The following is a 25528-nucleotide window of genomic DNA, read 5'->3' as shown; positions in this document are numbered from 1 at the left end:
GTTGCAATCACGGGCCGCCTTGTGCAAAAGAGGCGTCAGAGCAGGCCCGCCCCCGATCACCGGCGACCGGAGGCAGCGGCCCCGGCTCAGACAGTTCTGGCAGTACCGATAAGGGCACGCGATATGATCCTCTACCCCGCAATTGATCTCAAGGACGGGCAAGCCGTTCGCCTGCTGCATGGCGATATGGACAAGACAACGGTCTTCAACGACGATCCGGCAGCGCAGGCGCTGGAGTTTGTCGCCGCTGGCTGCGAATGGCTGCATCTGGTCGATCTCAACGGTGCCTTTGCAGGCGAGCCGGTCAATGCGGCCCCGGTCGAGGACATTCTGAAACGGTGCCAGGTGCCCGCACAGCTGGGCGGCGGTATTCGCGATATGGCGACCATCGAACGCTGGATCGACAAGGGGCTGGCGCGGGTGATCCTTGGCACCGTGGCGGTGGAAAATCCCGATCTGGTCCGCGAGGCGGCACGTGCATTCCCGGGCAAGGTTGCCGTCGGCATTGACGCGCGCAATGGCCGCGTTGCGACCAAAGGCTGGGCCGAGGAAACCGATGTGATGGTTACGGATCTGGCAAAATCCTTCGAAGACGCAGGTGTTGCCGCGATCATCTACACCGATATTCTGCGCGACGGCGCCATGAAGGGGCCGAATATCGAGGCAACGGCAGATCTGGCCAATGCCGTCAGCATCCCGGTGATCGCCTCGGGCGGCGTGTCCTCGCTCGACGATTTGCAGGCCCTGAAATCCTGCGGCGCGCCGCTCAATGGCGCGATTTCCGGCCGCGCCCTCTACGATGGGGCCATCGACCTCGCGCAGGCGCTGAAGATCCTGAAGGGCTGAGACCTGGTCTTCTTCTGGCCGAAAATATCCCGGGGGTGAATGGGCCAAAGGCCCAGAGGGGGCAGCGCCCCCCCCCCCGCCCCCCCCCCCCCCCCCCCCCCGCCCCCCCCCCCCCCCCCCCCCCCCCCCCCCCCCCCCCCCCCCCCCCCCCCCCCCCCCCCCCCCCCCCCCCCCCCCCCCCCCCCGGCCCCCGGCCCCCGCTCCCGGTTGGCTCCAGCTGCCCCCGCAGTGGATCAGCGCGCGGCGGCCGCCGTCAGTTTTGCCAGCGCGCCCTGCATCTTGGCGATGACATCGGCATCAGCCGCGATATCCAGACCCGCCAGCATCTCTGACGGGTTTTCATAGGTCAGCCAGACCTGCCCCTCGGCATCCTCATGGACCAGAACCTTCAGCGGCAGGAAAAGCCCCGCCCGCATATCCGCCTGCATCGCGGGGGTGCCCAGCTGGGGGTTGCCAAAGATCAGGAGTTGCGCCTCGGCGAGGGACATATCCACGGCTGCCGCACCCGCAGCGTGGTCCACCCGGGCAAAAACCGTGGCCCCGGCGCCTTCGACCGCCGCCTGTAGCGCATCCATGGTGTCAGACACGGAACTCGGGCTCGGAACCGTCATCAGTTCGGCTGCGGCCGGGATCGCGGAGAGGGCAGCAAGAGTTCCGGCAAGGGCGAGGGATTTGATCATGGCGATGGCTCCGAGAAAATGACAACATGCCAGCAGCACAGGCCAAGCGGGGCAAACAGGCAATTCACATCTCAGGCATCGGCAGAGTGTCGCTGACCTGACCGCCCCTCTGTGGCCCACCCTCTGCCAGGCAAGACCCGCGGTCGACGCCCCAAGGCCACGCGCGGCCTGCGGCACCGCGCCTGCTTTCCATTCCTCACGTAATGGCGTCTATTGCGCGGCGACAGCGCAACCGGCGCCTCCGGTTGCGATCACAGACACGAAAGTTCTCCCATGCCCCGCGTCCGCAAGACCCGCCTCCCAGACAGCGCCCGTTTGTGGCAGATGGTATCGCCCGGTGATTTTGTCGATGGCTATGCGGTCGACAGTCCGCTCACCCCGCGTGAGGCCGCCGATATCGGCCTGTCGATGCCGGGCTGGGCAGCCGCACTCCTGCGGCTGCGCAATGCCTTGGTCCGCCCACTCGGGCTGAAGACCGAGGTGAGCGACACCGGCGAGGGCGCGATTTTTCCGGTGACATTCGAGGACGGCCGCGAGCTGATCCTCGGCGCCGATGATGCTCATCTCGATTTCCGGATCACCGTATTGCGGCACGAAGGACGGATTCACATGGCCACCTGGGTGCATCGTCACAATCTGCTGGGACGGATCTATCTGGCGCTGGTGATGCCGTTTCACATCCTGATCATCCGTGACAGCATGCGCCGCATCGCGCGGCACCGCCCGATGATTGCATCCCAACCACCCGCGCAGTAAAGACACAAGGCACCCCCAGCGGCAAAGGGATCGCCATGCTGAAGACCCGTATCATCCCCTGTCTCGACGTGGCTGACGGCCGCGTGGTCAAAGGTGTCAATTTTGTCGGCCTGCGCGATGCCGGAGACCCGGTTGAGGCAGCCAAGGCCTATGACGCGGCAGGCGCGGATGAAATCTGCTTTCTCGACATTCATGCAACCCACGAAAATCGCGGCACCATGTTCGATATGGTGCGACGCACCGCAGAGCAGTGTTTTGTGCCGCTGACCGTGGGCGGTGGGGTGCGCACAAAGGATGATGTGCGCGCGTTGCTGCTGGCAGGCGCCGATAAGGTGTCGTTCAATTCCGCAGCCGTGGCCAACCCGGATGTGATCCGCGAGGCGGCCGATCAGTTTGGCAGCCAGTGCATCGTCTGCGCCATCGACGCCAAGACCGTGGCCCCCGGCAAATGGGAGATCTTCACCCATGGCGGGCGCCGCGAAACCGGCATTGATGCGGTGGACTTCGCCCGGCTGGTCGTTGCCAAGGGCGCCGGGGAAATCCTGCTCACCTCGATGGATCGCGACGGCACGAAATCCGGCTTCAACCTGCCGCTCACCCGCGCCATTTCGGATGCGGTTGACGTGCCGGTGATTGCCTCTGGCGGGGTTGGCACGCTCGACCATCTGGTCGAGGGCGTCACCGAAGGCGGCGCCAGCGCGGTTCTGGCGGCGTCGATCTTCCACTTTGGCGAATACACCATCCAGGAGGCCAAAGAGCATATGGCCAAGGCCGGTATCCCGATGAGGCTGACATGAGCCTGCTGCACGATCTCGAAGCCACCATTCTGTCCCGCAAGGGGGCTGATCCGGAGAGCAGCTGGACCGCCAAACTGCTGGCCAAGGGTCCAGAGAAATGCGCCGAGAAATTCGGCGAGGAAGCCATTGAGGCCATCATCGAGGCGGTGAAGGACAACACGGCCGGACTTGCCTCCGAGGGCGCCGATGTGCTGTATCATTTTCTGGTGATGCTGGCGGCCCGCGATGTGGCGCTGGATGATGTGCTACAGGTTCTGGCCGAGCGTCAGGGTCTGAGCGGCATCGCCGAGAAGGCCGCCCGCCCCAAGGGCTGAAATCCAGGCCATGCGGCGGATCAGCGGAGGCGCAGCCTCGGCGCGGCACGCGCGGCTTGCCCTTGACGCGCAAAGACCCCTTACAATCGTTAAGGTCCTTCAAGGGGATCCCAACACATCGTCTGCGCCGCGCAGCGGCGCCCGGCCCAACCGTGTATGCCGCCCGTCAGGGCGGCGGGAATGGGCGGGAGCGCCCTGCCCGGCGGTCGGGCATCACAGTTTCGACGAGATGATTCCGGTGGCAAACCCACCCATGCGCAGCTCGCCAAACAGGCACTGATATTCAATCTTGGGGCACCGGTTCTGGATCACGGTGAGGCCTGCCGCTTCTGCCCGTTCAGCCGCTTCGGCATGTTCGACTCCGATCTGCATCCAGATCGTCTGCAGCCCCTCGCAGACCTCCAGCGCCTCCTCGACAATGGATGGGACCGCCTCTGAGCGGCGAAAGATGTCGACCATATGCACCGGCTCGTCGATGTCCCGTAGACTGGCGTGAATGGTCTGGCCGAACAGGGTTTTGCCGGCATGACCGGGATTCACCGGCAGGACGCGATAGCCCTTGAGCCCGAGATAGCGGGCCACATAGTAGCTGGGACGCACCGGGTTCGTGGAGACCCCGACCACGGCAATGGTCTTGCTCCGTGTGAGCACGTCCTTCAGATGTCGATCGGAATAGTCTGGCATCGCTCCCCCGGCTGTTCTGGCCTCGTATCAAGGCGCCCTCATCGCGCTTCGATCTGCCTGACCCTATCGGCTGGGACACGAGGTGCAAGATGAATTGCAACGGCTCTGACGCCCGCTGGCGGACCAGCCTGTTGGCGCAAGAACGAGAGATAAAGCCCGGTCAGACAATAAAAAAGCGCCCAGGACAAACCTGGGCGCGAGGTATGGAACGAGGGACAGTGAAAAAGATCTGCGAAGGTTCCAATTCGCAGTCTGTTAATAATATGGGATGGTCATCGCGTTTTGAAAGGGATCCTCTCAAATTCGTGACATTTCTCCTGCGGGGCCAGTCACATAGGCCCATAGCACAAGCAGGCGTTCGAGGCGGTCATTTGCGCAGGACGGCTGGCCACTGCTGTTCGGCATCAGCGATCAACCTCAGCCGCTCCGCCTCCCAGGCGGCCAATGCGCTGGGGTTGTTCAGGAGATAGAGTCGCCCGTCGGCAATCACCCAGAGCGTCGGATTGCCGGGCGCCAGATATCCCTGCGACAGCGCATAGGCGCAATAGCCGCCAAATCGTGGCGCAAAAGCTCTGGGATTGCGTTCGAATTCTTCCTGATTCTGCGATGAGGCAAAGCGCCAGATCGCCCCGCGCCACAGGATCGCATGGTCTTGCTGACCGGGGATTGCCGCGCCATCCTGAAAGAACGCCACCACGTCATGGCCGCCCACCGCCAGCCCACGCGGCGCGGAGACCAGTGCAACCTCCGCCCGTGCTGGCGTGGCTGTCAGCATCGCTGCGGCCAGGGTGATCAGCGCGCCCAGGCACAGGGCGGCGAGCCTGGATCCCGCCTTGGCATCGCTTCGCGACGCGGCCCCGCCGACCACCAGACCGGCCAGCCAACCGGCCAGCCAACCAGCCACCAGTTCTGCCGAGGCACCCAACACGGGCTGTGCGCAGGCGCGCCAGCTCCGGCAGATGATGGCAGTCGAAAACGTCACAGGCGTGCAGGTCCTTGTCAGGAAACTGGGGTTGAATTTAAAGCGCAGCAAGAACAGTCGCTCTTACCCGGCCAAGTCTGCCCGGCGCGCAGGCCGCTGCAAAGGGTGGATACGCATTTGTGATGGATCCGTGACCTTTGCACAGATGCGCCCAACCCCTGATCGGGGCTGGGCCGCCGCTAGCGGTTCAGCTGGCGGCATCGACAGGCAGGCAAGGCTTAGCGCGCAATAGAGGCATAAAGCGCAATCGCCGCGGCATTGGAGACGTTCAGCGATCCGAATCCGCCCGCCGCGTCAATCTTCACCAGATGATCCACAGTTTCCTTGGTCTTCTGGCGCAGGCCCGGCCCTTCGGCCCCCAGCACCAGGGCTACCGGATCCCCCTTGCGCCCCTCAAGCACGGTTTCGATGGTCTCTTCCGCCTCGCCATCAAGGCCGAGCACCAGAAACCCCATCCGCTGCAACTCGACGATGGTATCGGCGAGATTGCGCATCCGCAGATAGGGCTGGCGCTCAAGCGCGCCGCTGGCGGTTTTGGCAAGGGCGCCGGTTTCCGGTGCCGAGTTATGCCGCGTGCCGATCACGGCGCTGGCGCCCAGCACCTCGGCCGAGCGCAGGATGGCACCGACGTTATGCGGATCAGTGACCCGGTCCAGGAGCACCACACGCGGGCGTTCCGCACCGATGCAGTTTTCCGCCAGACCGCCCCAGTTCAACGGCTTGACCTCCATCGCCGCGCCCTGATGGACGGATTGTTTGTCGATCGGCGGGTTGAACTTGCGCGGGTCGATCACCTCGGCTTCGATGCCCGACTGGGCGATGGCATCGGCCAGTTTCGCCTCGGCGTTCTGGGTCACCATCAGACGCAGTTTTTCGCGCTTGGGATTGAGCAGCGCATCGCGCACCGCATGAAGACCGAACAACCATACCGTTTCCGCCGAGGCTGCCTTTTTGGACTGCTCTTTTTCGACGACCCATTTGGGTTTTTTAGACATTTTGCTCTCCAGCAGAAAGAAATCCGGACCCGTGTGAAAATCTGGCGATTTTCCTGTTGACGCCCCTTTGGCCTGCTTGTAATCACGCCTCCACATCAGGTGCAACACGCAACTGATTGTGGGCGACAGGCCGCAAGGTGTGGCAGGGGACTGTAACTCCCTCGCGGAGACGCACGCCTGGTTCGATTCCAGGGTCGCCCACCATCTTCTCTCTTTCAGCACCGGTAAGCAAGAAGATGGTGGCAACCGCCCGGACCATGGGCGCATCTCGCAAGCCTCTGATACATATCACTATTCCGGCACATCAAGACGCTCAGCCGCTGAGCTGCTTTCCATGTCATCTGCTGATGATCCGTGGCTGCGGCAGAAGAAAACCGGCGCAGCAATCTGCACCGGCCTCATCGAATTGGAGATTGGACGCGAAGGCTTCAGCGGTCCTGTTCGGCCTGTGCGACGGCGGAATGGACCCAGCTCACCAACGCCTCAAGGTCCGGTTCGGCCTCCTGTGCCAGCCCGTCGGAAAAGCTCTGAAACGCCTCCACGTTCATCCGGTTCACACCTGAAACCACGACCGCGCCGCGCGCCAGCGCTTCGCCGATAACGGGGCGCATCCCGCGCCCGTCAGCTTCGTGTTTGCCAAATTTATTGACCAGCAGAACCTGCGGCGCCGGGTCCTGCCCCAGCGCTGCCGTGACCTGTCCAACCGCGCGCTCCAGCGCCTCGGGGTTCAGGCGGCAGCCGCGTGCCTCGGGGCCGAGAGACTGCGAGATGCGGATGGTTTCGCCCGCGGGCAGAACGCGCACATCCATGTCACAGAGCTGGCTGTCGTAGCATTCGGTGTTGGTCTGGACGATGCCAGCCAGCCGCAGCCCATCGGCCTGCAACCGCTCCGCCAGGGCGCTGAGCAGTTTATCGGTGGCACCGCGTTCCTGGGTCATCACGTAGGACAGATGCATTGTGGCCTCTTGCTAGGAAATTGCGTGCCCGCAGGCTAACCCCAAATGCACATGACAGCCAGAGGCCCGATTGCCGCGCGATACACGACTTTGGCATCAGACACGCTGTGCCAGCATCAGCACCGGATCATAGGTCAGCCGCACGCCCCCCTGATGGCCAAAGCGGCGACGATAGTCCTCCTCGAACTGGCGCAGCCTTCTGCGGGTCCAGCCTCCCCGAGACTGGCCATTCACGCCCGTTGCCCGCAGGTGGTGCAGCACGGCGCGCGGGGTCTCAAAGCTGAGCGTGATCGGAGCCTGCCGCAACTCGACAAGTCGCAGCCCCGGCGGCAGATGCTGCGCCCATTCGTGGTGATCCATGTAGTTGGGCGCCGCCGCCCCGGACCCCAGCGCGACCAATTCGTGGAAATGCGCGTGCCCAAAGCCAGAGAGCGCCAGCCACCCACCGGGGCGCAGCGCGGTCTCAAACCCTTGCAGGAGGGAAGGCAGGTCGCCGATCCACTGCACAACCGAGGCAGCCGCGATCAGGTCCAGGTTTTCGGGCAGCGCGAGGGTTTCGATCCGTCCCGGCAGGAAGAGCGCCGATTGCCCATGCGCTGCCAGAACCGGCTGAAGGCCTGCCTCTGCCTCTGGCACAAGGTCGTTGAGCGTGAGATGGCGGACCGACAGATCCCGCAACAGCGCATCGGTCAGATGGCCGGTCCCTGCCCCGAATTCAAACAGATGTGCGACGGGGGAGGTGCCGATATGTGCAGCGAGGAGCGCCGACAGCTCTGCCGCGATCTGTGCCTGCGCGCTGGCAGCATCGTGGTAGCTCCCAAGCCCACGGCGAAAGGCGCGGGCCACGCGGGCGGCATCCACGGTTGGGGGGGGCAGATCCCTCATGACAGCAGGGCCTGCCAGCTGTCGAAGTGATCAAACGGCGCATGGGCGGCTGTGGGCAGCTCCCTCAGCGCCACGCCCGCCCAGGCCCGGTGCTGATTTGCGGGCGGAAAGATTCGGTCCCGCCCAGCGATCCAGACCAGATCAAAGCCGACAGCCGGCGCCGGTCCGCGCTGCGCGACCGCATGCAGCTCGGCCCGGCGAGCGTCAATGTCGATCTCATGGGGAGACTGCGGCGCATTGAATGTCCGGCGCAGGAACTGGGCAAAGCTCTGCTCACTCAGCCCCTCTGCGGTCCTGGCCATCACCTCCGGCGGGATGCCGCGCGTCTCGTCCACTGGCGCAAGGGTGCCGTTGACCGCGACCTTGCGATCAAAGGGATCGCCGCGCCCCTGCTGCCAATGGGCATAACCCGCAACGCCGAAAGACCAGGCCAGCAGCGTGACATGATCGTAGCCAGACAGATCGGGGAGATCGGCATCAAGGCTGCGGAAATCGCTGACAAACAGAACATCCTCAGGGCCGGTGAGATGCGCAAAAACATCCGCCCCAATCGCCCAGCCGCCGAAGACCACAATGGCCTCGACTGCCTCGTTCTGTTTGAGCCAGCGGAATTCCATCGCCTAGAGTTCCCGCGCCAGCCGCAGCATGCCTGCGGTGATTTCGCTCAGTTGCTCCGGCGATGTGATGAAGGGCGGCATCGTGTAGATGTTGGTGCCGAAGGGGCGCAGGAACACGCCCATCTCATGCGCCCGCGCGTGCGCCTCATCCGCCGAGACGCGGTGCTTCATCTCGATGACACCAATGGCGCCCAAGACCCGCACATCAGCCACATTGGGTAGATCGCGGGCCGGGGCCAGTTCGGCCTGCAACTGCTCAGCGATGGCCGCCACGGTGCCGCGCCAGTCCTGTCCGGTCAGCAGATCCAGAGAGGCCTTAGCCGCGGCGCAGGCCAGCGGATTGCCCATGTAGGTCGGCCCGTGCATGAACAGACCGGGACTGCCGCCGCCGATGCCCTCCGCCACACGGTCGTTGGTCATGGTGCAGGCAAAGGAGATATGGCCGCCGGTCAGCCCCTTGCCGAGGCAGATGATGTCCGGCTCGACAGTGCAGAAATTGGTGGCAAACAGCTCCCCCGTGCGGCCAAAGCCGGTAGCGATTTCGTCGAAGATCAGGAGGATACCCAGCTCATCGCAGATGATACGGGCCTGATTGAGATATTCCGGGTGGTAGAAATACATACCGCCAGTACCCTGCACCACAGGTTCTAGGATGAAGGCGGCGATCCTTTCTGCGTTGGCCTCCAGCACATCGCGCAGTTCACCCAATCCGTTTAGGGCCGGGTCGTCCACCCAGTCCTCATGGATGCGGACCGGCGGGCGTGAGACGAAATGCTGCACGCTCAGCGCGCCCTGGAACAGGTGGTGCATCCCAGTGTCGGGGTCGCAGACGCTCATCGCTTTCCAGGTGTCGCCGTGATAGCCGGAGCGGATGGTGGCAAACTGCTTGCGCCCGGGCTGGCCGATGGCGTGCTGGTACTGCGCCGCCATCTTCATCGCCACCTCGACCGAGACCGAGCCCGAGTCGCAATAGAAAATGCGGGTGAGGCTTTCGGGGGTGATCTCCAAGAGCTTGCGGCCCAGGTCGATGGCGGGGTCATGGGTCAGCCCGCCGAACATCACATGCGGCAGGGTGTCGAGCTGGGCGTGGATCGCCTTGGTGATTGCCGGGTTCCTGTGGCCGTGCATCATGCACCACCAGGACGACATAGCGTCGATCAGCCTTGTGCCGTCGTCCAGCGTGATGTACATGCCCTCGCTTTCCTTCACCACAAAGGTCGGGCCAGGCTTGGCGACGTTGGTGTAAGGGTGCCAGAGGTGCTGCTGGTCGAATTCCAGCTGGGTGAGGTCTGCCGCACTCATGCCATCTCTCCTTGGGCCAAGGCCTCCTTGATCAGGTCCACGTTGATGCTTTCGGCAAAGGTATCTTCGAGCACCGTTCTGGTCCGGTCGATAGACCGGGCCGCGCCCGACCCTCCCCCCGGGAGGGCGCTTCGCACCCGCCCAGGCTCGGGCGTGGCCCTCAGCTCTTCCATGAAGGGCAGCCGTCCCAAATACGCGACCTGGCCGAACTGGCAGATGGTTTCCTCCACCGCAGGTTCCGGATCTCCGATGAAGGCCACGCCGGCCACCGTGCAGCCTGAATCGCGCAGCGCTTTCAGCGACAGGAGCGTGTGGTTGATGGTTCCCAGCTGCGTCCGCGCGCAGAGGATCACCGGCTCGCCCCAGCGGGCAAACAGGTCCAGGTACAGCACCTTGCGGTTCAAAGGCACCATCAGGCCGCCCGCCCCCTCGGCCACCAGCACACCGTCCACTTCGGGCAACGGCAGCGTGTCCGGGTCGATCTCCACCCCCTCGGCCTCCGCCGACAGATGCGGCGAGGCGGGCAGCTGCAGCAGATATCCCTCCGGCAGCGCCGGGCGGCCGGACAGGCGGGCGACGATCTGGCTGTCGGTCTCCTCCTCAAGCCCGGACTGCACCGGCTTCCAATAGGTCGCGCCCAGCGCCTGCACCAGACCGGCGGAGAAGATGGTCTTGCCGATGCCGGTATCGGTTCCGGTGACGATCAGCGCGCTCATGCGGCACTCTCCATTTCCCGGGCGAGGTCTTCGAACATCTGGGTGATGACCTCTGCCCCCGTATTCAACGTGATCGACAGCCGCAGCCGCGAGGTGCCGCGCGGCACCGTCGGCGGGCGGATGCCGCGGATGTCATAACCGCGGGCCTGCATCCTTGCGGCCAGCGCCATGGTGCGTTTGTCATCGCCAATCACCACCGGCAGGATCTGGCTTTGGAATCCTTCCAGCCCGCACAGGCGTTTGGCCTCATCATGCGCATGAGTAATCCCCTGCCACGCCTGTTCGCGGCGGTCCGGGTTCTGCTGAAGCTCCTGCAAGGCCGCCCGCACCAGCGCCGCGTTCAAGGGCGACGGCGCAGTCGCGAAGATGAAGCCGCGCGCCTTGTTGATCAGCGTTTCGATCAGAACCCGCTGGCCGCAAATCAAAGCGCCGGAACCGCCCAGCGCCTTGCCGCAGGTGTGTAAGGACAACACGTTGGGGCGGTGTGCGATGTCATGTGCTAGTCCGCGACCCAGATCGCCGAACACGCCGGTCGAATGCGCCTCATCCACCACCAGCACTGCGCCCTCTGCATCCGCCAGCGCCATCAGCACCCCCAGCGGCGCGAGGTCGCCGTCCATGGAATAGACCGCCTCAACCGCGATCCAGGCCTGGCCCGTGCCGCCCTCAGCGCGCCAGGTCTTCAGCACCCGTGCAGCATCCTCCGAATCGCCATGGGCAAAGCTGCGGGTCTCTGCCCGGCCCAGCCGCATCCCGTCATGGGTGCTGGCATGGATCAGCGCATCATAGAGCACCAGATCCCCCTGCTGCGGCAGGGTGGAGAAGATCGCCTGATTGGCGTTGAAGCCGCCGCCCATGAACAGCGCCGCCTCGGTGCCGAAAAACGCGGCCGCCTCCGTCTCCAGCAGCTGGTGTTCGGCGTCATTGCCGCGCAAAAGGCGCGAACCGCCCGCCCCCACCGGCACCCCGCGCGCCAGCGCATCTGAAGCGGCGGCGCGCAGCACATCGCTGCCTGCCAGCCCAAGGTAGTCGTTGGAGGCAAAGTCATGCCCGTCCCGCGGCATCAGTTGCCGGTAGCGTCCGCGTGTGCGCAGCGCTTCCAGCGATCTGTCATGCCTCGGGAAGGCGCCCGCCATCAGCGGCTGCCGTCGCAGCCCGCGGCCATGGCGGTGATGCCCAGACGGTCGAACAGCTGCTGATCCTTGTCCTCTTCGGGGTTGTCGGCGGTCAGCAGCGTGTCGCCCACGAAGATCGAGTTGGCACCGGCAAAGAAGCACATCGCCTGCATCTCGTCCGACATATCGGTGCGGCCGGCCGACAGGCGCACATGCGACTTCGGCATCAGGATGCGGGCCAGCGCCACCGAACGCACAAATTCGATCGGATCCAGCTTCTCTACATTGGCGAGCGGCGTGTCGGCGATCGGGATCAGCATGTTGACCGGCACCGAGTCGGGATGCACCTCCAGCGTCGCCAGCGCCAGCATCATGTCGATACGGTCCAGCTGCTGCTCCCCCATACCGACGATACCGCCGGAGCAGACCTTGATGCCCGCCTCGCGAACCCGGTTCAGGGTGTCGATCCGGTCGGCAAAGGTGCGGGTGGTGATGATCTCGGAGTAGTAACGCTCCGAGGTGTCGATATTGTGGTTGTAATAATCGAGACCCGCATCACGCAGGCGGAACACCTGTTCCTCGTCCAGCATGCCCAGCGTCATGCAGGTTTCCATGCCCAGATCCTTGACCCCCTGCACCATCGCCTCAAGTGCGGCCATGTCGCGGTCCTTGGGCGAGCGCCAGGCGGCCCCCATGCAGTAGCGCGTCGCGCCGCCTTCCTTGGCTTTCCTGGCCTCGGCAATCACCCGCTGCACCTCGATCAGCTTGGAGGCCGAGAGCTGCGCGCCGTTGCGCGCCGACTGCGAGCAATAGGCGCAATCCTCGGCGCAGCCGCCGGTCTTGATGCTCAGGAGCTTGGATTTCTGCACCTGATTGGGGTCGAAATACTGTCGGTGCACGCTGTGCGCCTCAAACAGCAGATCCATGAACGGCTTGTTGTAGATCGCTTCCGCTTCCTTGCGGGTCCAGTCGGTGCGGATGGGTGCAGCGTCCAGCATGCTGTCTCCTGTTCTCTATACCTGTCGGCCATGCGCGGATGGCGTTGCGGTTTTATAGATAACTTGCAGGGTTGCGATCAAGCGCAAAGCTGCGATGCAGCGATTTGCCCCACCGGAGGAGTCATCTTGGATTTAGCGCATTGTTATTTATATATATAAATAATCTATAAAATAACAGGTTGACGGGATGACAGCATCTCCCCTACCCCTAAGGCACGCAGGGGAGTCCCGCCAAGGGGACTGAGAGGCGTTTTGGTGCGGGGCAACCCAAACCGGCGGCGCGACCCTTTGAACCTGACCCAGTTGATACTGGCGTAGGAAGCTAGGCATGCACGGCGCCGGGACAAATACACCCCGACCACCCTGCGTTGACCGAACAAGAGGGCCGCGCGCTCTCTGTTTCCCGAGCCAAGCCTCATCTGGTGTCTTTTCTGAGTCTAGGCTTCGAGGAGCACCATAATGAACGTCCCCAACCCAAAGATCACCACAGGTGGCCTGCCCGCATCGCGCAAGATCTACGTTGCAGGCGAGGTCCATCAGGACATCCGCGTGCCGATGCGCGAGATCGCCACCCACCCCACTGCGGGCGAGGCGCCGCTGCCGGTCTATGACAGCTCCGGCCCCTACACCGACCCGGATGTGCTGACCGATATCCGACAGGGCCTGCCCGCCCTGCGCCGCCAGTGGACCCTCGCGCGCGGCGACGTCGAGAGCTATCAGGGCCGCGATGTGAAGCCAGAGGACAACGGTTTTGTCGAGGGCGACCGGCTGGTGCCTGAGTTCCCGGTGAAGCCTGCCCCGCTGCGCGGCAAGGACGGCGCCGCGCCAACCCAGCTGGCCTATGCCCGCGCCGGTATCATCACGCCGGAAATGGAATTCGTGGCGATCCGCGAAAACCAGCTGCGCGAGCTGTCGCCCTGCCACGGCAAACGCGACGGCAATGACTTTGGCGCCAATATCCCCGACTACGTGACTCCGGAATTCGTTCGCTCCGAAATCGCCGCCGGTCGCGCCATCATCCCGGCCAACATCAACCACCCCGAACTCGAGCCGATGATCATCGGCCGCAATTTCAAGGTGAAGATCAACGCCAATATGGGCACCTCTGCTGTCACCTCCTCAATGGAGGAAGAGGTGGACAAGCTGGTCTGGGCGATCCGCTGGGGTGCTGACACGGTGATGGACCTGTCCACGGGGCGCAACATCCACAACACCCGCGAATGGATCGTGCGCAACTCGCCGGTGCCGATCGGCACCGTGCCGATCTATCAGGCGCTGGAGAAGGTGAATGGCATCGCCGAGGACCTGACCTGGGAAGTGTTCCGCGACACGCTGATCGAGCAGGCGGAACAGGGCGTCGATTACTTCACCATTCATGCGGGCGTGCGGCTGCACATGGTGCCGATGACCGTGAACCGGGTGACAGGGATCGTCTCGCGCGGCGGCTCAATCATGGCAAAGTGGTGCCTGCATCACCACAAAGAGAGCTTCCTCTATGAGCATTTCGAGGAGATCTGCGACATCTGCCGCCAGTATGACGTGAGCTTCTCCTTGGGTGATGGCTTGCGCCCCGGCTCCATCGCCGATGCCAATGACGAGGCGCAGTTTGCCGAGCTGGAAACCCTTGGGGAACTCACCAAGATTGCTTGGGCCAAGGATTGCCAGGTGATGATCGAGGGGCCGGGCCATGTCGCCATGCACAAGATCAAGGAAAACATGGACAAGCAGCTGGAGTGCTGCCACGAGGCGCCGTTCTATACGCTGGGGCCGCTGACCACCGACATCGCGCCGGGCTATGACCACATCACCAGCGGCATCGGGGCGGCGATGATCGGCTGGTTCGGCTGCGCGATGCTGTGCTACGTGACGCCGAAGGAGCACCTGGGCCTGCCTGACCGGGACGACGTGAAAACCGGCGTGATCACCTATAAGATCGCAGCCCATGCCGCCGATCTGGCCAAGGGTCTGCCGGGGGCGCAGCGCCGCGATGATGCGCTCTCCCGCGCGCGGTTTGAGTTCCGCTGGGAGGATCAGTTCAACCTGTCGCTGGACCCGGATACTGCGCGCGAATTCCACGACCAGACTCTGCCGAAACAGGCCCATAAGGTTGCGCATTTCTGCTCCATGTGCGGGCCGAAGTTCTGCTCCATGCGGATCAGCCACGACATCCGCGCCGAAGCGCAGAAGGAAGGCATGGAGGCAATGGCGGCCAAGTTCCGCGAGGGCGGCGAGCTCTATGTGCCTGCACCTGAGGCTGCGGAACCGGCGGAATGATCACCATCGCAGGCGCAGGCCTCGCCGGTCTCGCCTGCGCCTATGAGCTGGCGCAGCGCGGGGCCACCGTGCGGATCTACGAACGCGCGGCTGCGATCGGTGCAGGCAGTGTCGCGCGCTATGCCGGCGGCATGCTCGCCCCCTGGTGCGAACGCGAAAGCGCCGAGGAGGCGGTGATCACCCTCGGTGGCCGCGCCATCGACTGGTGGGCCAAGGTCACGAGCGTCCACAGGCGCGGCACGCTGATGGTGGCGCCTGCCCGCGACCGGGCCGAGCTGACCCGCTTTGCCCGCCGCACCACCGGGCATCGGGGCGTGGACGAGGCCGAGATCGCGACGATGGAGCCGGCGCTGGCGGGGCGGTTTGCGCAGGGGCTGTTCTTTGAGCAGGAGGCACATCTGGACCCGCGACAGGCGATCCGGGATCTGGCGGCTGCGGTCTCTGCGCTTGGCGTTGAGATCTGTCTGGGGGCTGATGCGCCGGGAAGCGTTGATATCGACTGCCGGGGCATCGCCGCCGCCGACCGGCTAACGGGCCTGCGGCCTGTGCGCGGAGAGATGGCGATACTGCACTGCCCGGAGGTCATGCTCACCCGCACCCTGCGGCTGCTGCACCCGAGAATACCGCTGTACCTCGTCCCACGCGGCGACGGGCTGTTCATGATCGGCGGCACCATGGTTGAAAGCACATCCACCCGTCCCGTTACCCTGCGCTCGCTCAGCGAGCTGCTGAATGCAGCCTTCACCCTGCACCCGGGCTTTGCCGAGGCCAGCGTTGTGGAAACAGGCGCCGGGCTGCGCCCCGCCTTTGCCGACAATCTGCCCCGCCTTCATCAGGACGGCGGGACGCTATTCCTCAATGGGCTGTACCGCCACGGATTTCTGCTGGCGCCCGCGATGGCGCAGCAGGTGGCGGACCGCCTCAGACCGGAGACATCAGATGAACATCACCGTGAACGCCAAAGCGCATGAGGTGAGCGCCCGGACGCTGGAAGCTGCGCTGCGCGAGCTGGGCTATATCAGCCCATCGGTCGCCACCGCGCTGAATGGCGCCTTTGTGGCCCGCACCCGACGCGCTGACACCGAGCTTAACGAGGGCGACCGCATCGAAGTGCTCGCCCCGATGCAGGGGGGATAACGATGCAGATCTATGGAGAAGAGATCACCTCGCGGCTGCTGCTGGGCACCGCCCAATACCCCTCGCCTGTGGTCCTGAGCGAGGCAATCAGAACCAGTGGCTGCGAAATCATCACCGTGTCCCTGCGGCGCGAGACCGCTGATGGCTCCGGCGCGGGATTCTGGGACGGCCTGCGCGATACCGGCTGCCGCATCCTGCCCAACACCGCAGGCTGCCACTCCGTGCAGGAAGCAGTGACCACCGCCCAGATGGCGCGCGAGCTGTTCGGCACGCCCTGGATCAAGCTGGAAGTGATCGGCCATTGCGACACGCTGCAACCGGATGTGTTCGGGTTGGTCGAGGCCGCGCGTACGCTGTCTGACGATGGGTTTCAGGTCTTTCCCTACACCACCGACGATCTGGTGGTCGGAGAGAAACTCCTTGAGGCGGGCTGTGAGGTGCTGATGCCCTGGGGGGCGCCGATCGGATCCGGTCAGGGCTTGCGCAACCCGGATGGCCTGCGCGCGATGCGGGCCTATTTCCCTGAGGTGCCGCTGATCGTGGATGCGGGCATTGGCCGCCCGTCGGATGCGACGCAGGCGATGGAGCTGGGCATGGATGCCGTGCTGCTGAACACCGCTGTGGCCAAGGCCGGAGATCCTGCCGGAATGGCGCGCGCCATGGCGCTGGCGATTGCGGCCGGGCGCGCCGGATATCACGCAGACCCGATGGAGCGGCGCGATATGGCGGTGCCCTCCACCCCTGTTCTTGGCCTCGCAGCGCTAAGCTGAGCTGCGCCCCCCCTTATTCACGGAGACGACAATGGAGCGTTTTTACCTGATCGTTGGTCATGTCAGCCAATTGGAACTGCTGGTTCCCCATGGGGTGCGCCTTGTGCAGCTGCGGCTGAAAGACCTGCCGGAGCCGGAGATCCGTCGCCAGATTGCCCGCGCGCGGGATTTCTGCGCCGTGCATGGCGCGCAGCTGGTGGTCAATGACTATTGGCAGGCCGCACTGGATCTGAACTGCAGCTTTGTGCACCTGGGACAGGAAGACATGGACACGGCCGATTTCGAGGCCCTGCGCCGCAAGGGCGTGCGATTTGGCCTGTCGACCCATGACGTAGCGGAGCTGGAGCGCGCCCTCGCCCATGGCCCTGAGTATGTGGCGCTTGGTCCGGTTTATGAAACCCTGCTGAAACAGATGAAATGGGCCCCACAGGGGCTTGACCGGGTGCGCCGGTGGAAAGCGATGGCGGGAGACACACCGCTGGTTGCCATTGGCGGGCTGACGCCCGAACGCCTGCCCGGGGTCTTTGCCGCAGGTGCAGACAGCGCTGCCGTGGTGACGGATATCCAGCAGGCCGCCAACCCGGAGGCGCGGACCCTGGAATGGATCCGGGCCTGCGCGAGATGAGCCGCTTTGACCGCCAGACCGCTTTGCCGGAGGTGGGCGCCGAGGGACAGCAGAGGCTGGCCAGCGCCCATATTCTTGTTGTCGGGGCCGGCGGGCTTGGCTGTCCGGTTCTGCAATATCTTGCCGGTGCCGGTATTGGCGAAATCACGGTGATGGACGGGGACCTGGTTGAGGCAACCAACCTGCCACGCCAGCCACTCTATACATTTGCGGACGTTGGTCGCTACAAGGTCGAGGCCGCGCGCAGGCGGCTGATGGCAATGGCGCCGGAGCTGCGGCTGCACCCCCATGCACGCGACCTGACACCGGACAATGTCGCCGCTGCGGTCGGCCCGGCCGATCTGGTGATAGATGCTGCCGACAGCTATGCGGTGTCCTACACGCTTTCGGATTGCTGTCAGCAGCTGGGGCGTCCGCTGATCAGTGCGTCGGCACTGGCGCAATCGGGTTATGTCGGCGTCTTTTGCGGGGGCGGCCCCTCGCTGCGCGCCGTCTTCCCCGACCCAACCGACAGGAGCGCTACCTGCGCCAGTGCCGGGATTATGGGGCCGGTTGTCGGGGTGATTGGCGCCCTGCAGGCACAGCTTGCCCTGAAGTTGCTACTGGGCCATCAGCCAACCCCGCTGGGGCGGATGTTGAGCCTCGACTTTGCCGGGCTTCAGATGGGCGGGTTTGATTTCGCCACGGCTGCAGAGCCTGCGCGGTCGCTGCCCTTTATCGGGATGAACAGCCTGACCGCCGCCGATTACGTGATAGAATTGCGCCCGGAGGATGAGGCCGCTGAACCGGCCACGACGACCGCCGTCCGCATCCTGCCGGATCGGTTGACGGCGGCTGATCTGCCGACGGACCGCCGGGTTGTGCTTGCCTGTCATAGTGGCCTGCGGGCCTGGCGCAAGGCGGCGGAGCTTGCGCCTGACTTTGCCGGAGATCTGGCGCTCTTGGCAGCGGGGCGGCGGCAATGAGCGCGCTGCTGATCATCGCAGGCACCGACAGCAGCGGCGGCGCCGGGCTGACCCGTGATATCGCCGCCGCCACGGCGATGGCCCGCATGATCCCGCAGTTCGCGGCCCGATCGCTGAGCCTGCGACCGGTGGTGACAGCCGTGACCGTGCAGACCAACCAGGCCTTGCAGGAGATCTACCCGACGCCGGTTGACGGTATTCTGGGTCAGATACAGGCCGCTGTTGAGACCGGCCCGATCAGCGCGGTGAAGATCGGCATGGTCGGAAGCGCGGCAGCTGCCGAGGCAATTGCCGCAACTCTGGCGCGGTTGCTCCCGCCGAGTTGTGCGGTTGTGCTGGATCCGGTTCTGCGCAGCAGTTCAGGCGGTCGGCTGATGCACGCCGGTGATCTGGCACCGTTAATGGCCCGCGCCGATCTGATCACCCCCAACTTGCACGAAGCATCGCAGCTATGCCCAGGCTTGCACGGCGCAGTTCCGGGCGGTGGGAGCCGCTTTGACCCGCAGCACTTCGGCATGGCAGCGCAGGCGCGCCAGCTTCACCAGGCGGGCGCCGGAGCAGTTCTGATCAAAGGAGGACATGGGACCGACGCGATGGCAGTGGACCATCTTTTCTGCGACGCCACCCATGTCGCCTTCCCGCGGCCAAGACTGAAACAGACCAAGCGCGGCACCGGCTGCACCCTGGCCACCGCAATCGCAGTCCAGCTGATGGCAGCGCAAAAGATCGAGACAGCCTGCCGGGCGGCTGGCGACTATGTGCATGAGTGGCTGAAAGAGATCCCTGCCTGATTGGCGCATGGTCGGTTCCCCGCCGCCTGTTTCCGGTGCTCCCTGCTGTGATGTCGGTTTCCAGCCGCAGATTTCTGGAGCGCTTTGAGACTGACATTGGCCGTTGATCGCGACGATCGGCATCCGGCGCGACACCAGGGCCGATGGATCATGGCACTGGAGCACTGGGGAATCGCGGCATCATCGCGGCAGGCGCCACCCATACCGCTGGCATGGAAAAACCGCGCCGGGATGATCCGGCGCGGTCTCTGTCTCGGTCGTTGAAGTTCTGGCTTTCAAGGCCCGTTTCCGGGTCAGAAATCCTGCCAGATATCCTTGGCCGCGTTGCCACTGGTGCTGGCGACCGCCGGGGCCGGGGTCGGTTTCACCGCCTCCAGATCCCAGTCATCGCCATGGGCACTGGGCGCCGCCGGTTTGGGGTCATTTCTGGTGACCCGCGGCGCCGGGGCCGCTGCTGGGGTCTTGCGGGCAGGTTCCGAGGCCGGTCTGCCCCCCGCCGCGACCCGGAAATGGGCGACCAGCTGGGCCAGCTTGGTGGCATCGGCATTGAGCATATGCCCGGCGGCAGTGGCCTCTTCGACCATGGCGGCGTTCTGCTGGGTGACCTGGTCAAGCTGGGTCACGCCGGTGTTGATCTCATGCAGACCGGTCGACTGTTCGCTGGCACCGGTTGCGATGCCCGAAACCAGTTTCGAGATATGACCGACCCGCTCCACGATGCTTTGCAGCGCGTCGCCGGTTTTGCCCACCAGATCAACGCCCCGCTCCACCTGCTTGGTGCTGTCGCCGATCAGCGTCTTGATCTCCATCGCCGCATCCGAGGACCGCTGCGCCAGGGCGCGCACCTCGCTGGCGACCACGGCAAAGCCCTTGCCCGCCTCGCCGGCCCGCGCGGCCTCGACACCGGCGTTCAGCGCCAGAAGGTTGGTCTGGAAGGCGATGTCGTCAATCACCCCGATGATCTGCGAAATATGGGTCGAGGACTGCTCGATCTCGGTCATTGCGGAGACGGCGCTCTGCACCACGGTGCCACTTGTTTCGGCCTCCTGTTTGGCTTCCTGCATGATGCTTTCGACACTGCGGGCACCTTCGGCGGCGGATTTCACGCTGGCCGTCATCTCGTCCAGGGCGGCGGCGGTTTCCTCCAGCGTGGCGGCCTGGCTTTCGGTGCGGTTGGACAGGTCGTCGGAGGCCTGGCTGATCTCATTGGCGCCGTTGCGGATGCTTTCGGCAGTGTCGATCACCTGGGTCACAGTGGCGCTCAGCGTTTCCGCGGTGCGGTTGAAGTCACGCTGCAGCTGGGCGTAATCCTCCGGCAGGGTCTCGTTGATACGCACGGTCAGATCGCCCTGCGACAGTGCCGCGAGACGGCTGGAGATGATCGACACAACATCGGACCGCTCGGCGTCGCGGGTCTGCTGCTGGCCTTTCAGCACGTCTTGCTCCTGCAGCTTCCCGCGGAATGCCTCCAGCGTTCGGGCCATTTCGCCAATTTCGCTGCGCGCCCGAGTATAGGGTACATCCGTCGCCGTCTCGCCGTCGGCCATCGTGGCCATCCGCGCCTTCAGACCGTTGATCGGGCCGGTAACACTGCGCAGCAGGACCGTCGAGGCAATCACCAGAAGAATCAGGCTGATCGCGAGGGTGGCCATCGCTTCGGTCCGCATCTGGGCAAGATCCACCCGAATGTCAGAGACATAGGAGCCGGTGCCAATGACCCAGCCCCAGGGTTCAAAGGCCTTCACATAGCCGATTTTCTGCTCTGGAGTGGTCTGACCCGGTTTCTGGAACCAATAGCGGACCGAGCCGGCACCATCAGCTGCGGCAACCTTGCCCAGCTCCTGGAACACCTTGATACCCTTCACGTCTTCGAAGCCGGACCGGTCAGTGCCGACCCAGTCTGGCACCATGGGGTGCGCACGCACGATAAGTTCCTTGTCGAATGCAAAGAGGTAGCCGGAGGTTTCGAAGCGAATTTTCTCAATCACCTCACGGCCCTGAGCGCGCGCCTCCTCGGCTGTCAGCTCACCAGACTGTACCCGCACCTCAAGATCGGCAAGCAGGCTGATTGAGGTATCGATGATATTGCTGAGCTCACGGTCGCGCATGGCATAGGCGTTGTCGACTGCGCGTGACAGCAGCAGGACGGTCAGCAGCACAGAGAGCGCGAGTGCCATCGCCACCACAGCGTAGATACGGATGGGAAGACGAAAGAATATGGACGGCATCGGTTACTTGGTCCTTTGAGGAATTACATCCCCGAACACTAGGACCGGCGCCCCTAACAAAGCGTTAGGCAAAGACCCAAAATCGCAGGCTTCACGCCATTATTGCATAGAATTTCAATCTCTTATCTTAAGAGTTTGGAAACCTTCGCCCGCCTCGGGCCGCAGCTGGTCGCGGCGGCGCTGTGGCGCCCCTCGCGACACAGGAAAAACGGCCCCGCAAAGGGGGCCGTTCAATCTGCGATTCGCGGGCCGCTCCGGACGTATCAGCTCACCGGCAACATGCCCTTCTCGGACGCCAGCTCGCGCATCTTCTTTTGAAGTTTCTCGAAGGCGCGCACCTCGATCTGGCGGATACGCTCGCGGCTGACGCCATATTGCGTGCTGAGGTCCTCCAGCGTTTTCGCCTGATCGGCCAGTCGGCGCTGCGTCAGAATATCCTTCTCGCGATCGTTGAGCACATCCAGTGCATTGGCGAGCAGCTCGCGGCGGGCCTCAAGCTCATCGCGCGCCTCGTAGTCGCCGGCCTGATCAGCATCCTCATCCTCCAGCCAGTCCTGCCACTGCATCGTGCCTTCGCCCTCGCTGCCGACGGTGGCATTGAGAGAGGCATCGCCGCCGGACATCCGCCGGTTCATCGAAATCACCTCCGTCTCGGTCACGCCGAGGTCGGTGGCGATCTTCTTGACGGTGTCGGGGTGCAGGTCGCCCTCCTCCAGCGCGCCGATACGGGCCTTGGCCTTGCGCAGATTGAAGAACAGCTTCTTCTGCGCCGAGGTGGTGCCGAGTTTCACCAGCGACCAGGACCGCAGGATATATTCCTGGATCGAGGCGCGGATCCACCACATGGCATAGGTTGCCAGGCGAAAGCCCTTTTCGGGATCAAAGCGTTTGACCGCCTGCATCAAACCGACATTGGCTTCGGAGATCACCTCGGCCTGCGGCAGACCATAGCCGCGATAGCCCATGGCAATTTTCGCCGCCAGACGCAGGTGCGATGTCACCATCTTATGGGCCGAGGCACTGTCCTGCTCTTCGACCCAGCGCTTGGCCAGCATATATTCCTCTTCCGGTTCCAACAGCGGGAACTTGCGGATTTCCTGAAGGTACCGGTTCAGCCCGCCTTCGGGTGTCGGTGCGGGCAGATTTGCATAATTTGCCATTCTTTGTGTCCCTCCCAATGTATAAGGACTTAACATCTCGTCATATGGGTTAACGCACAGCCCCGTTCAAGAGTTGCCAAGTTTATCTCTTATAGGAATCATAAGAAAAGCGGTCTGTGACGAAGTTCACAGCAAGTTGCAGACCATCGACCCGCCGCAACGCGCGGCGGGATCTCGGTTTTTCTGCAATAAATCAGGAGCTCGCTGATCGCAGGCGTGATTATTCCGCAGGCGTTGCCAACATTTGCAGCAGATCTGTCATATCTTCTGGTACCGGCGCTTCAAATCGCATGTCGTCACCGGTGACAGGATGGACAAAGCCCAGAACCGCAGCATGTAGTGCCTGACGCGGGAATGACTGGATGGCCGCCGCGGTGGCCTCGGGCAGCGATTTTGCGGCAAGTTTGCGCTTGCCGCCATAGACAGGATCGCCGACCAGCCCATGGCCTGCGTGGGCCATATGCACCCGGATCTGATGGGTGCGGCCGGTTTCCAGCCAGCATTCGATCAGCGCCACCACCGGCGGCGTGCCGTAGCTGTCGACGATACGGGCGCGGGTGACAGCATGGCGGCCGCCCTGGAACAGCACCGCCTGCCGCTGCCGGTCGGTTCTATGGCGCGCGAGTTGTGTGGTCAGTTTGAGGATATTGCCAGGTTCAAAGCTCGTCCCCTTTACCCCGCGCAGGCGCGGATCATTGGCATCCGGCACACCATAACAGATAGCGCGGTAATAGCGTTCGACCGTATGTTTCTCGAATTGAGCGGCCAAACCCTGATGGGCGGCATCGGATTTCGCGACCACCAGCAGCCCGCTGGTCTCCTTGTCGATGCGGTGCACGATGCCGGGGCGTTTGACGCCACCAACGCCGGAGAGGTTATCGCCGCAATGGTGCAGCAATGCGTTGACCAGCGTGCCCGATGGTGTTCCGGGGGCGGGATGGACAACCATGCCTGCGGGTTTGTTGACAACGATCAGATCGTCATCCTCATAGATCACCTCAAGCGGGATATCCTCGGGGCCGATGTGGCTGTCCTCGGCCTCTTCCACGGTGATCTCGATCAGCGCACCTTCCTCGATCTTGGCCTTGGGGTCGGTCACGACCGTGCCATTGACCTGCAGCTGCCCAGCCTCGATCAGCCGCGCCAGACGGGTGCGCGACAGGGTGGCTTCCTCTGGCACATCACGCGAAACCGCTTTATCAAGCCGTTTAGGCGGGTTCTCCGCGATGACAAACTCGATCCGGCGGCGGGCCATGACACATCCTTCTGAGACAGATATTCAAAGTGAACCGCCCCAGCTGGTGTTCCTGCGGCGGATGGTGACCACATTAACGGTGATCATGATTTGCGGGTTCTTAGTGGTTCTGACCCTGCTTGTCATCCGTTTGTCTGCGTCAGGTCCAAAGCTGCCCGAAACGGTGACGCTGCCAGCGGGGATCAGCGCCCGCGCCGTGACCTTTGGCGACGGCTGGATTGCTGTGGTCACCGATGGGGATGAGATCCTGATCCTGAACAATCTGAGCGGTGCAATCGAACAACGCGTGGCGATCCAACCGGTCGGCGACTGATCTTCACCGGCTCGTTCATGTAAGCTGACCCGGGGTAAGCTGCTGAATTACCGACATAAAAACAGGCGTCGTGCCTCTGGCGGTCCGATGTGGTTATATTAATCTCAGCTGAAGGGTGGTACCACCTCCCCGGCTCGAACGGGGGACCTCCTGATCCACAATCAGGCGCTCTAACCAACTGAGCTAAGGCGGCACTGAGGGCGATTTAATACAGGGGCGATGAGAGCGCAAGAGGCAAGCGGCAAGTTTTTTACCCCGAATGTGAAGAGATTTGCCGTCACGCTTGCGATCTTCTGCCCCGCCCGCGAGGTCCATCTGGAAGCCGCGAGTGCTTGCCATTACAGTGGCAGCAGGCTAGCAGAACCCGTCACCGCAAGCCCCATGACAGGAGTGCCGCATGAGCATCAACACCGAGCGCGACATCGAAGCCAATATGCAGATCGGCCCCACCGACGCAGGCATGGTCCGCATCTTCATCGAAGCCGACGGGATCGAAATCCCGATGGATTTTGATCCGGATGAGGCCAATGAAATCGCCGAAGAAATCATGGCCGCAGCCCAGGCAGCGCGCAGCCTCGATACCTGAACCTCACGAACACCCGGCGGCGGGCTGACGCGTCCGCCCTGCCAACCGACGCGCCGCCAGCAATCAGGCACCGCGCGCCGCGCTGTCCCATATCCCATCCATCCCCGGTCGCGGGTCGCGCAGCCGGTGCAGGCGGCTGGCGGCGTCCATTGCGAATTTCTGGATCAGCTTCTTGCGACGGGCGGCGGGCAGTTTCTGTTCCGGCGCCATGCGGATGATCTCGGCGTCATAGTCATCGGCGATGATCAAACCGCTGTCGTCAGGCAACAGCTCATTCGGAAACGCCAGATCCACCGCCCAGAAATAGCGATCGCACCATTCAAGATAGCCCCGCCATTTGCTGTCGGACTGATAGTCGGCGCGGCTGGATTTGCATTCGACCACCCATAGCTCACCCTTGGGGCCAAGCGCCATGACATCGACCCGCAGACCACGGGCGGGAACGAATTCTTCGACCGTGACAAAACCAAGCGCCGCCATATGGCGGGCCACACCACGCGCGAGGCGCTGACCGGGGGCAAGATCCTGCATCATGGGGTCAATGTGAACAATTCATGAACAAATAACAAGACCATGGCGCAGGCACCTTGCAAACGCACTGGTCAGATATCGCATCAAGACAGCCTGCGGCCATGCCACATCCGCCACGGTGAGAGGGCCATGTCGAAAAGACGGCGGACGCCCCTTGTCTCCGCCTGCCCCGACGCCTAGTTAGAACGAAGGCGGGTTCTGCCCTTCTCGTGACAGGTAGCATTCCAGTGGCCTTAAGCAATTCCGAGGG

General features: G+C 63.7%; 28 protein-coding genes, 2 tRNA genes and 1 riboswitch. Of the genes, 14 read left to right on the top strand and 16 right to left on the bottom strand.

Features of this window, described 5'->3' with window-relative positions; translation table 11 throughout:
• Window positions 1-123: 123 nt before the first annotated feature.
• Window positions 124-846: a 1-(5-phosphoribosyl)-5-[(5-phosphoribosylamino)methylideneamino]imidazole-4-carboxamide isomerase gene (gene hisA / locus WLQ66_RS03555; protein ID WP_340545015.1), complete on the top strand. Its 723-nt coding sequence runs from the start codon at window positions 124-126 to the stop codon at window positions 844-846.
• A gap of 233 nt (window positions 847-1079) precedes the next feature.
• On the opposite strand, the gene WLQ66_RS03550 is transcribed toward hisA, so the two are convergent.
• Window positions 1080-1526 (bottom strand): DUF302 domain-containing protein, encoded by a 447-nt coding sequence (locus WLQ66_RS03550; protein ID WP_340545014.1) that lies wholly within the window; start codon window positions 1524-1526, stop codon window positions 1080-1082.
• A gap of 273 nt (window positions 1527-1799) precedes the next feature.
• Here WLQ66_RS03550 and WLQ66_RS03545 point away from each other — a divergent pair, with 273 nt between their 5' ends.
• From WLQ66_RS03545 to WLQ66_RS03535, 3 genes are read left to right on the top strand one after another with little or no spacing between them, the layout of a single operon-like run.
• Window positions 1800-2282 (top strand): DUF2867 domain-containing protein, encoded by a 483-nt coding sequence (locus tag WLQ66_RS03545; RefSeq protein WP_340545013.1) that lies wholly within the window; start codon window positions 1800-1802, stop codon window positions 2280-2282.
• A 35-nt stretch (window positions 2283-2317) separates the two neighbouring features.
• Complete coding sequence (gene hisF, locus WLQ66_RS03540) at window positions 2318-3079, top strand: imidazole glycerol phosphate synthase subunit HisF (protein WP_340545012.1); 762 nt, start codon at window positions 2318-2320, stop codon at window positions 3077-3079.
• The gene (locus tag WLQ66_RS03535) at window positions 3076-3393 is read left to right on the top strand and encodes a phosphoribosyl-ATP diphosphatase (RefSeq protein ID WP_340545011.1); all 318 of its coding nucleotides are present in this window, start codon (window positions 3076-3078) and stop codon (window positions 3391-3393) included. Before hisF ends, WLQ66_RS03535 begins: the two co-directional genes overlap by 4 nt.
• Before the next feature lie 213 nt (window positions 3394-3606).
• On the opposite strand, the gene WLQ66_RS03530 is transcribed toward WLQ66_RS03535, so the two are convergent.
• From WLQ66_RS03530 to rlmB, 3 genes are all read right to left on the bottom strand, one after another.
• Window positions 3607-4077, bottom strand: coding sequence for a CoA-binding protein (locus WLQ66_RS03530; protein WP_340545010.1), 471 nt, complete (start codon window positions 4075-4077; stop codon window positions 3607-3609).
• 367 nt (window positions 4078-4444) lie between these two features.
• Window positions 4445-5059, bottom strand: a complete 615-nt coding sequence (locus tag WLQ66_RS03525; RefSeq protein WP_340545009.1) for a YHS domain-containing (seleno)protein — start codon at window positions 5057-5059, stop codon at window positions 4445-4447.
• A 218-nt stretch (window positions 5060-5277) separates the two neighbouring features.
• The gene (gene rlmB, locus WLQ66_RS03520; protein WP_340545008.1) at window positions 5278-6054 is read right to left on the bottom strand and encodes a 23S rRNA (guanosine(2251)-2'-O)-methyltransferase RlmB; all 777 of its coding nucleotides are present in this window, start codon (window positions 6052-6054) and stop codon (window positions 5278-5280) included.
• Window positions 6055-6174: 120 nt separating this feature from the next.
• Here rlmB and WLQ66_RS03515 point away from each other — a divergent pair.
• Window positions 6175-6258, top strand: a tRNA-Tyr gene (locus WLQ66_RS03515).
• A 224-nt stretch (window positions 6259-6482) separates the two neighbouring features.
• Here the strand turns inward: WLQ66_RS03515 and WLQ66_RS03510 are convergent.
• From WLQ66_RS03510 to bioB, 7 genes are all read right to left on the bottom strand, one after another.
• Entirely contained in the window at window positions 6483-7010 is a 528-nt protein-coding gene (locus WLQ66_RS03510; RefSeq protein WP_340545007.1) for a DUF2478 domain-containing protein, read from the bottom strand.
• Window positions 7011-7106: 96 nt separating this feature from the next.
• On the bottom strand, window positions 7107-7895 hold the full coding sequence (locus WLQ66_RS03505) for a methyltransferase (protein WP_340545006.1): 789 nt from the start codon (window positions 7893-7895) through the stop codon (window positions 7107-7109).
• Window positions 7892-8512, bottom strand: coding sequence for a pimeloyl-ACP methyl esterase BioG family protein (locus tag WLQ66_RS03500; protein WP_340545005.1), 621 nt, complete (start codon window positions 8510-8512; stop codon window positions 7892-7894). Before WLQ66_RS03500 ends, WLQ66_RS03505 begins: the two co-directional genes overlap by 4 nt.
• A gap of 3 nt (window positions 8513-8515) precedes the next feature.
• Window positions 8516-9814, bottom strand: a complete 1299-nt coding sequence (gene bioA, locus WLQ66_RS03495; RefSeq protein WP_340545004.1) for an adenosylmethionine--8-amino-7-oxononanoate transaminase — start codon at window positions 9812-9814, stop codon at window positions 8516-8518.
• Window positions 9811-10530 carry a dethiobiotin synthase gene (gene bioD / locus WLQ66_RS03490; RefSeq protein ID WP_340545003.1) on the bottom strand — a complete coding sequence of 240 codons (720 nt, stop codon included), beginning with the start codon at window positions 10528-10530 and terminating at the stop codon, window positions 9811-9813. The genes bioA and bioD overlap by 4 nt, the downstream gene beginning before the upstream one ends.
• Window positions 10527-11666 carry an 8-amino-7-oxononanoate synthase gene (locus WLQ66_RS03485; protein ID WP_340545002.1) on the bottom strand — a complete coding sequence of 380 codons (1140 nt, stop codon included), beginning with the start codon at window positions 11664-11666 and terminating at the stop codon, window positions 10527-10529. The genes bioD and WLQ66_RS03485 overlap by 4 nt, the downstream gene beginning before the upstream one ends.
• On the bottom strand, window positions 11666-12643 hold the full coding sequence (gene bioB / locus WLQ66_RS03480) for a biotin synthase BioB (protein WP_340545001.1): 978 nt from the start codon (window positions 12641-12643) through the stop codon (window positions 11666-11668). The genes WLQ66_RS03485 and bioB overlap by 1 nt, the downstream gene beginning before the upstream one ends.
• Before the next feature lie 209 nt (window positions 12644-12852).
• Window positions 12853-12981: riboswitch (TPP riboswitch) on the top strand.
• Between the two features lie 121 nt (window positions 12982-13102).
• Here bioB and thiC point away from each other — a divergent pair.
• Genes thiC through thiD form a run of 7 tightly spaced genes read left to right on the top strand, consistent with a single transcriptional unit; the run spans window position 13103 to window position 19205 of the window.
• Entirely contained in the window at window positions 13103-14917 is a 1815-nt protein-coding gene (gene thiC / locus WLQ66_RS03475) for a phosphomethylpyrimidine synthase ThiC (RefSeq protein WP_340545000.1), read from the top strand.
• Entirely contained in the window at window positions 14914-15888 is a 975-nt protein-coding gene (locus tag WLQ66_RS03470) for an FAD-dependent oxidoreductase (protein WP_340544999.1), read from the top strand. The genes thiC and WLQ66_RS03470 overlap by 4 nt, the downstream gene beginning before the upstream one ends.
• Complete coding sequence (gene thiS, locus WLQ66_RS03465; protein WP_340544998.1) at window positions 15857-16054, top strand: sulfur carrier protein ThiS; 198 nt, start codon at window positions 15857-15859, stop codon at window positions 16052-16054. The genes WLQ66_RS03470 and thiS overlap by 32 nt, the downstream gene beginning before the upstream one ends.
• Before the next feature lie 2 nt (window positions 16055-16056).
• Complete coding sequence (locus WLQ66_RS03460; protein ID WP_340544997.1) at window positions 16057-16824, top strand: thiazole synthase; 768 nt, start codon at window positions 16057-16059, stop codon at window positions 16822-16824.
• A gap of 31 nt (window positions 16825-16855) precedes the next feature.
• A complete protein-coding gene (locus WLQ66_RS03455) occupies window positions 16856-17449 on the top strand; it encodes a thiamine phosphate synthase (RefSeq protein ID WP_340544996.1) in 594 nt (197 codons plus the stop codon).
• Window positions 17425-18414 carry a ThiF family adenylyltransferase gene (locus tag WLQ66_RS03450; protein WP_340544995.1) on the top strand — a complete coding sequence of 330 codons (990 nt, stop codon included), beginning with the start codon at window positions 17425-17427 and terminating at the stop codon, window positions 18412-18414. Before WLQ66_RS03455 ends, WLQ66_RS03450 begins: the two co-directional genes overlap by 25 nt.
• Window positions 18411-19205, top strand: a complete 795-nt coding sequence (gene thiD, locus WLQ66_RS03445) for a bifunctional hydroxymethylpyrimidine kinase/phosphomethylpyrimidine kinase (protein WP_340544994.1) — start codon at window positions 18411-18413, stop codon at window positions 19203-19205. Before WLQ66_RS03450 ends, thiD begins: the two co-directional genes overlap by 4 nt.
• Before the next feature lie 293 nt (window positions 19206-19498).
• Here thiD and WLQ66_RS03440 read toward each other — a convergent pair whose 3' ends face one another.
• From WLQ66_RS03440 to WLQ66_RS03430, 3 genes are all read right to left on the bottom strand, one after another.
• A complete protein-coding gene (locus WLQ66_RS03440; RefSeq protein WP_340544993.1) occupies window positions 19499-21433 on the bottom strand; it encodes a methyl-accepting chemotaxis protein in 1935 nt (644 codons plus the stop codon).
• Between the two features lie 263 nt (window positions 21434-21696).
• Complete coding sequence (gene rpoH, locus WLQ66_RS03435; RefSeq protein ID WP_340544992.1) at window positions 21697-22593, bottom strand: RNA polymerase sigma factor RpoH; 897 nt, start codon at window positions 22591-22593, stop codon at window positions 21697-21699.
• A 220-nt stretch (window positions 22594-22813) separates the two neighbouring features.
• A complete protein-coding gene (locus WLQ66_RS03430; protein ID WP_340544991.1) occupies window positions 22814-23848 on the bottom strand; it encodes an RluA family pseudouridine synthase in 1035 nt (344 codons plus the stop codon).
• Here WLQ66_RS03430 and WLQ66_RS03425 point away from each other — a divergent pair.
• Window positions 23847-24161, top strand: coding sequence for a DUF6476 family protein (locus tag WLQ66_RS03425; RefSeq protein ID WP_340544990.1), 315 nt, complete (start codon window positions 23847-23849; stop codon window positions 24159-24161). The two genes, WLQ66_RS03430 and WLQ66_RS03425, sit on opposite strands and share 2 nt — an antisense overlap.
• Before the next feature lie 116 nt (window positions 24162-24277).
• Here WLQ66_RS03425 and WLQ66_RS03420 read toward each other — a convergent pair.
• Window positions 24278-24354 (bottom strand) — tRNA-His (locus WLQ66_RS03420).
• 204 nt (window positions 24355-24558) lie between these two features.
• On the opposite strand from WLQ66_RS03420, the gene WLQ66_RS03415 reads away from it, so the two are divergent.
• The gene (locus tag WLQ66_RS03415) at window positions 24559-24747 is read left to right on the top strand and encodes a DUF6324 family protein (RefSeq protein WP_340544989.1); all 189 of its coding nucleotides are present in this window, start codon (window positions 24559-24561) and stop codon (window positions 24745-24747) included.
• 63 nt (window positions 24748-24810) lie between these two features.
• On the opposite strand, the gene WLQ66_RS03410 is transcribed toward WLQ66_RS03415, so the two are convergent.
• Window positions 24811-25281, bottom strand: a complete 471-nt coding sequence (locus WLQ66_RS03410) for an MmcB family DNA repair protein (RefSeq protein WP_340544988.1) — start codon at window positions 25279-25281, stop codon at window positions 24811-24813.
• Window positions 25282-25528: the final 247 nt, after the last annotated feature.

Source organism: Phaeobacter sp. A36a-5a, from assembly GCF_037911135.1.
Classification (GTDB): Bacteria; Pseudomonadota; Alphaproteobacteria; order Rhodobacterales; family Rhodobacteraceae; genus Phaeobacter; species Phaeobacter bryozoorum.
The sequence above is the reverse complement of the archived record's forward strand: the minus strand, read 5'-3'. Positions and strand labels throughout refer to the sequence as shown.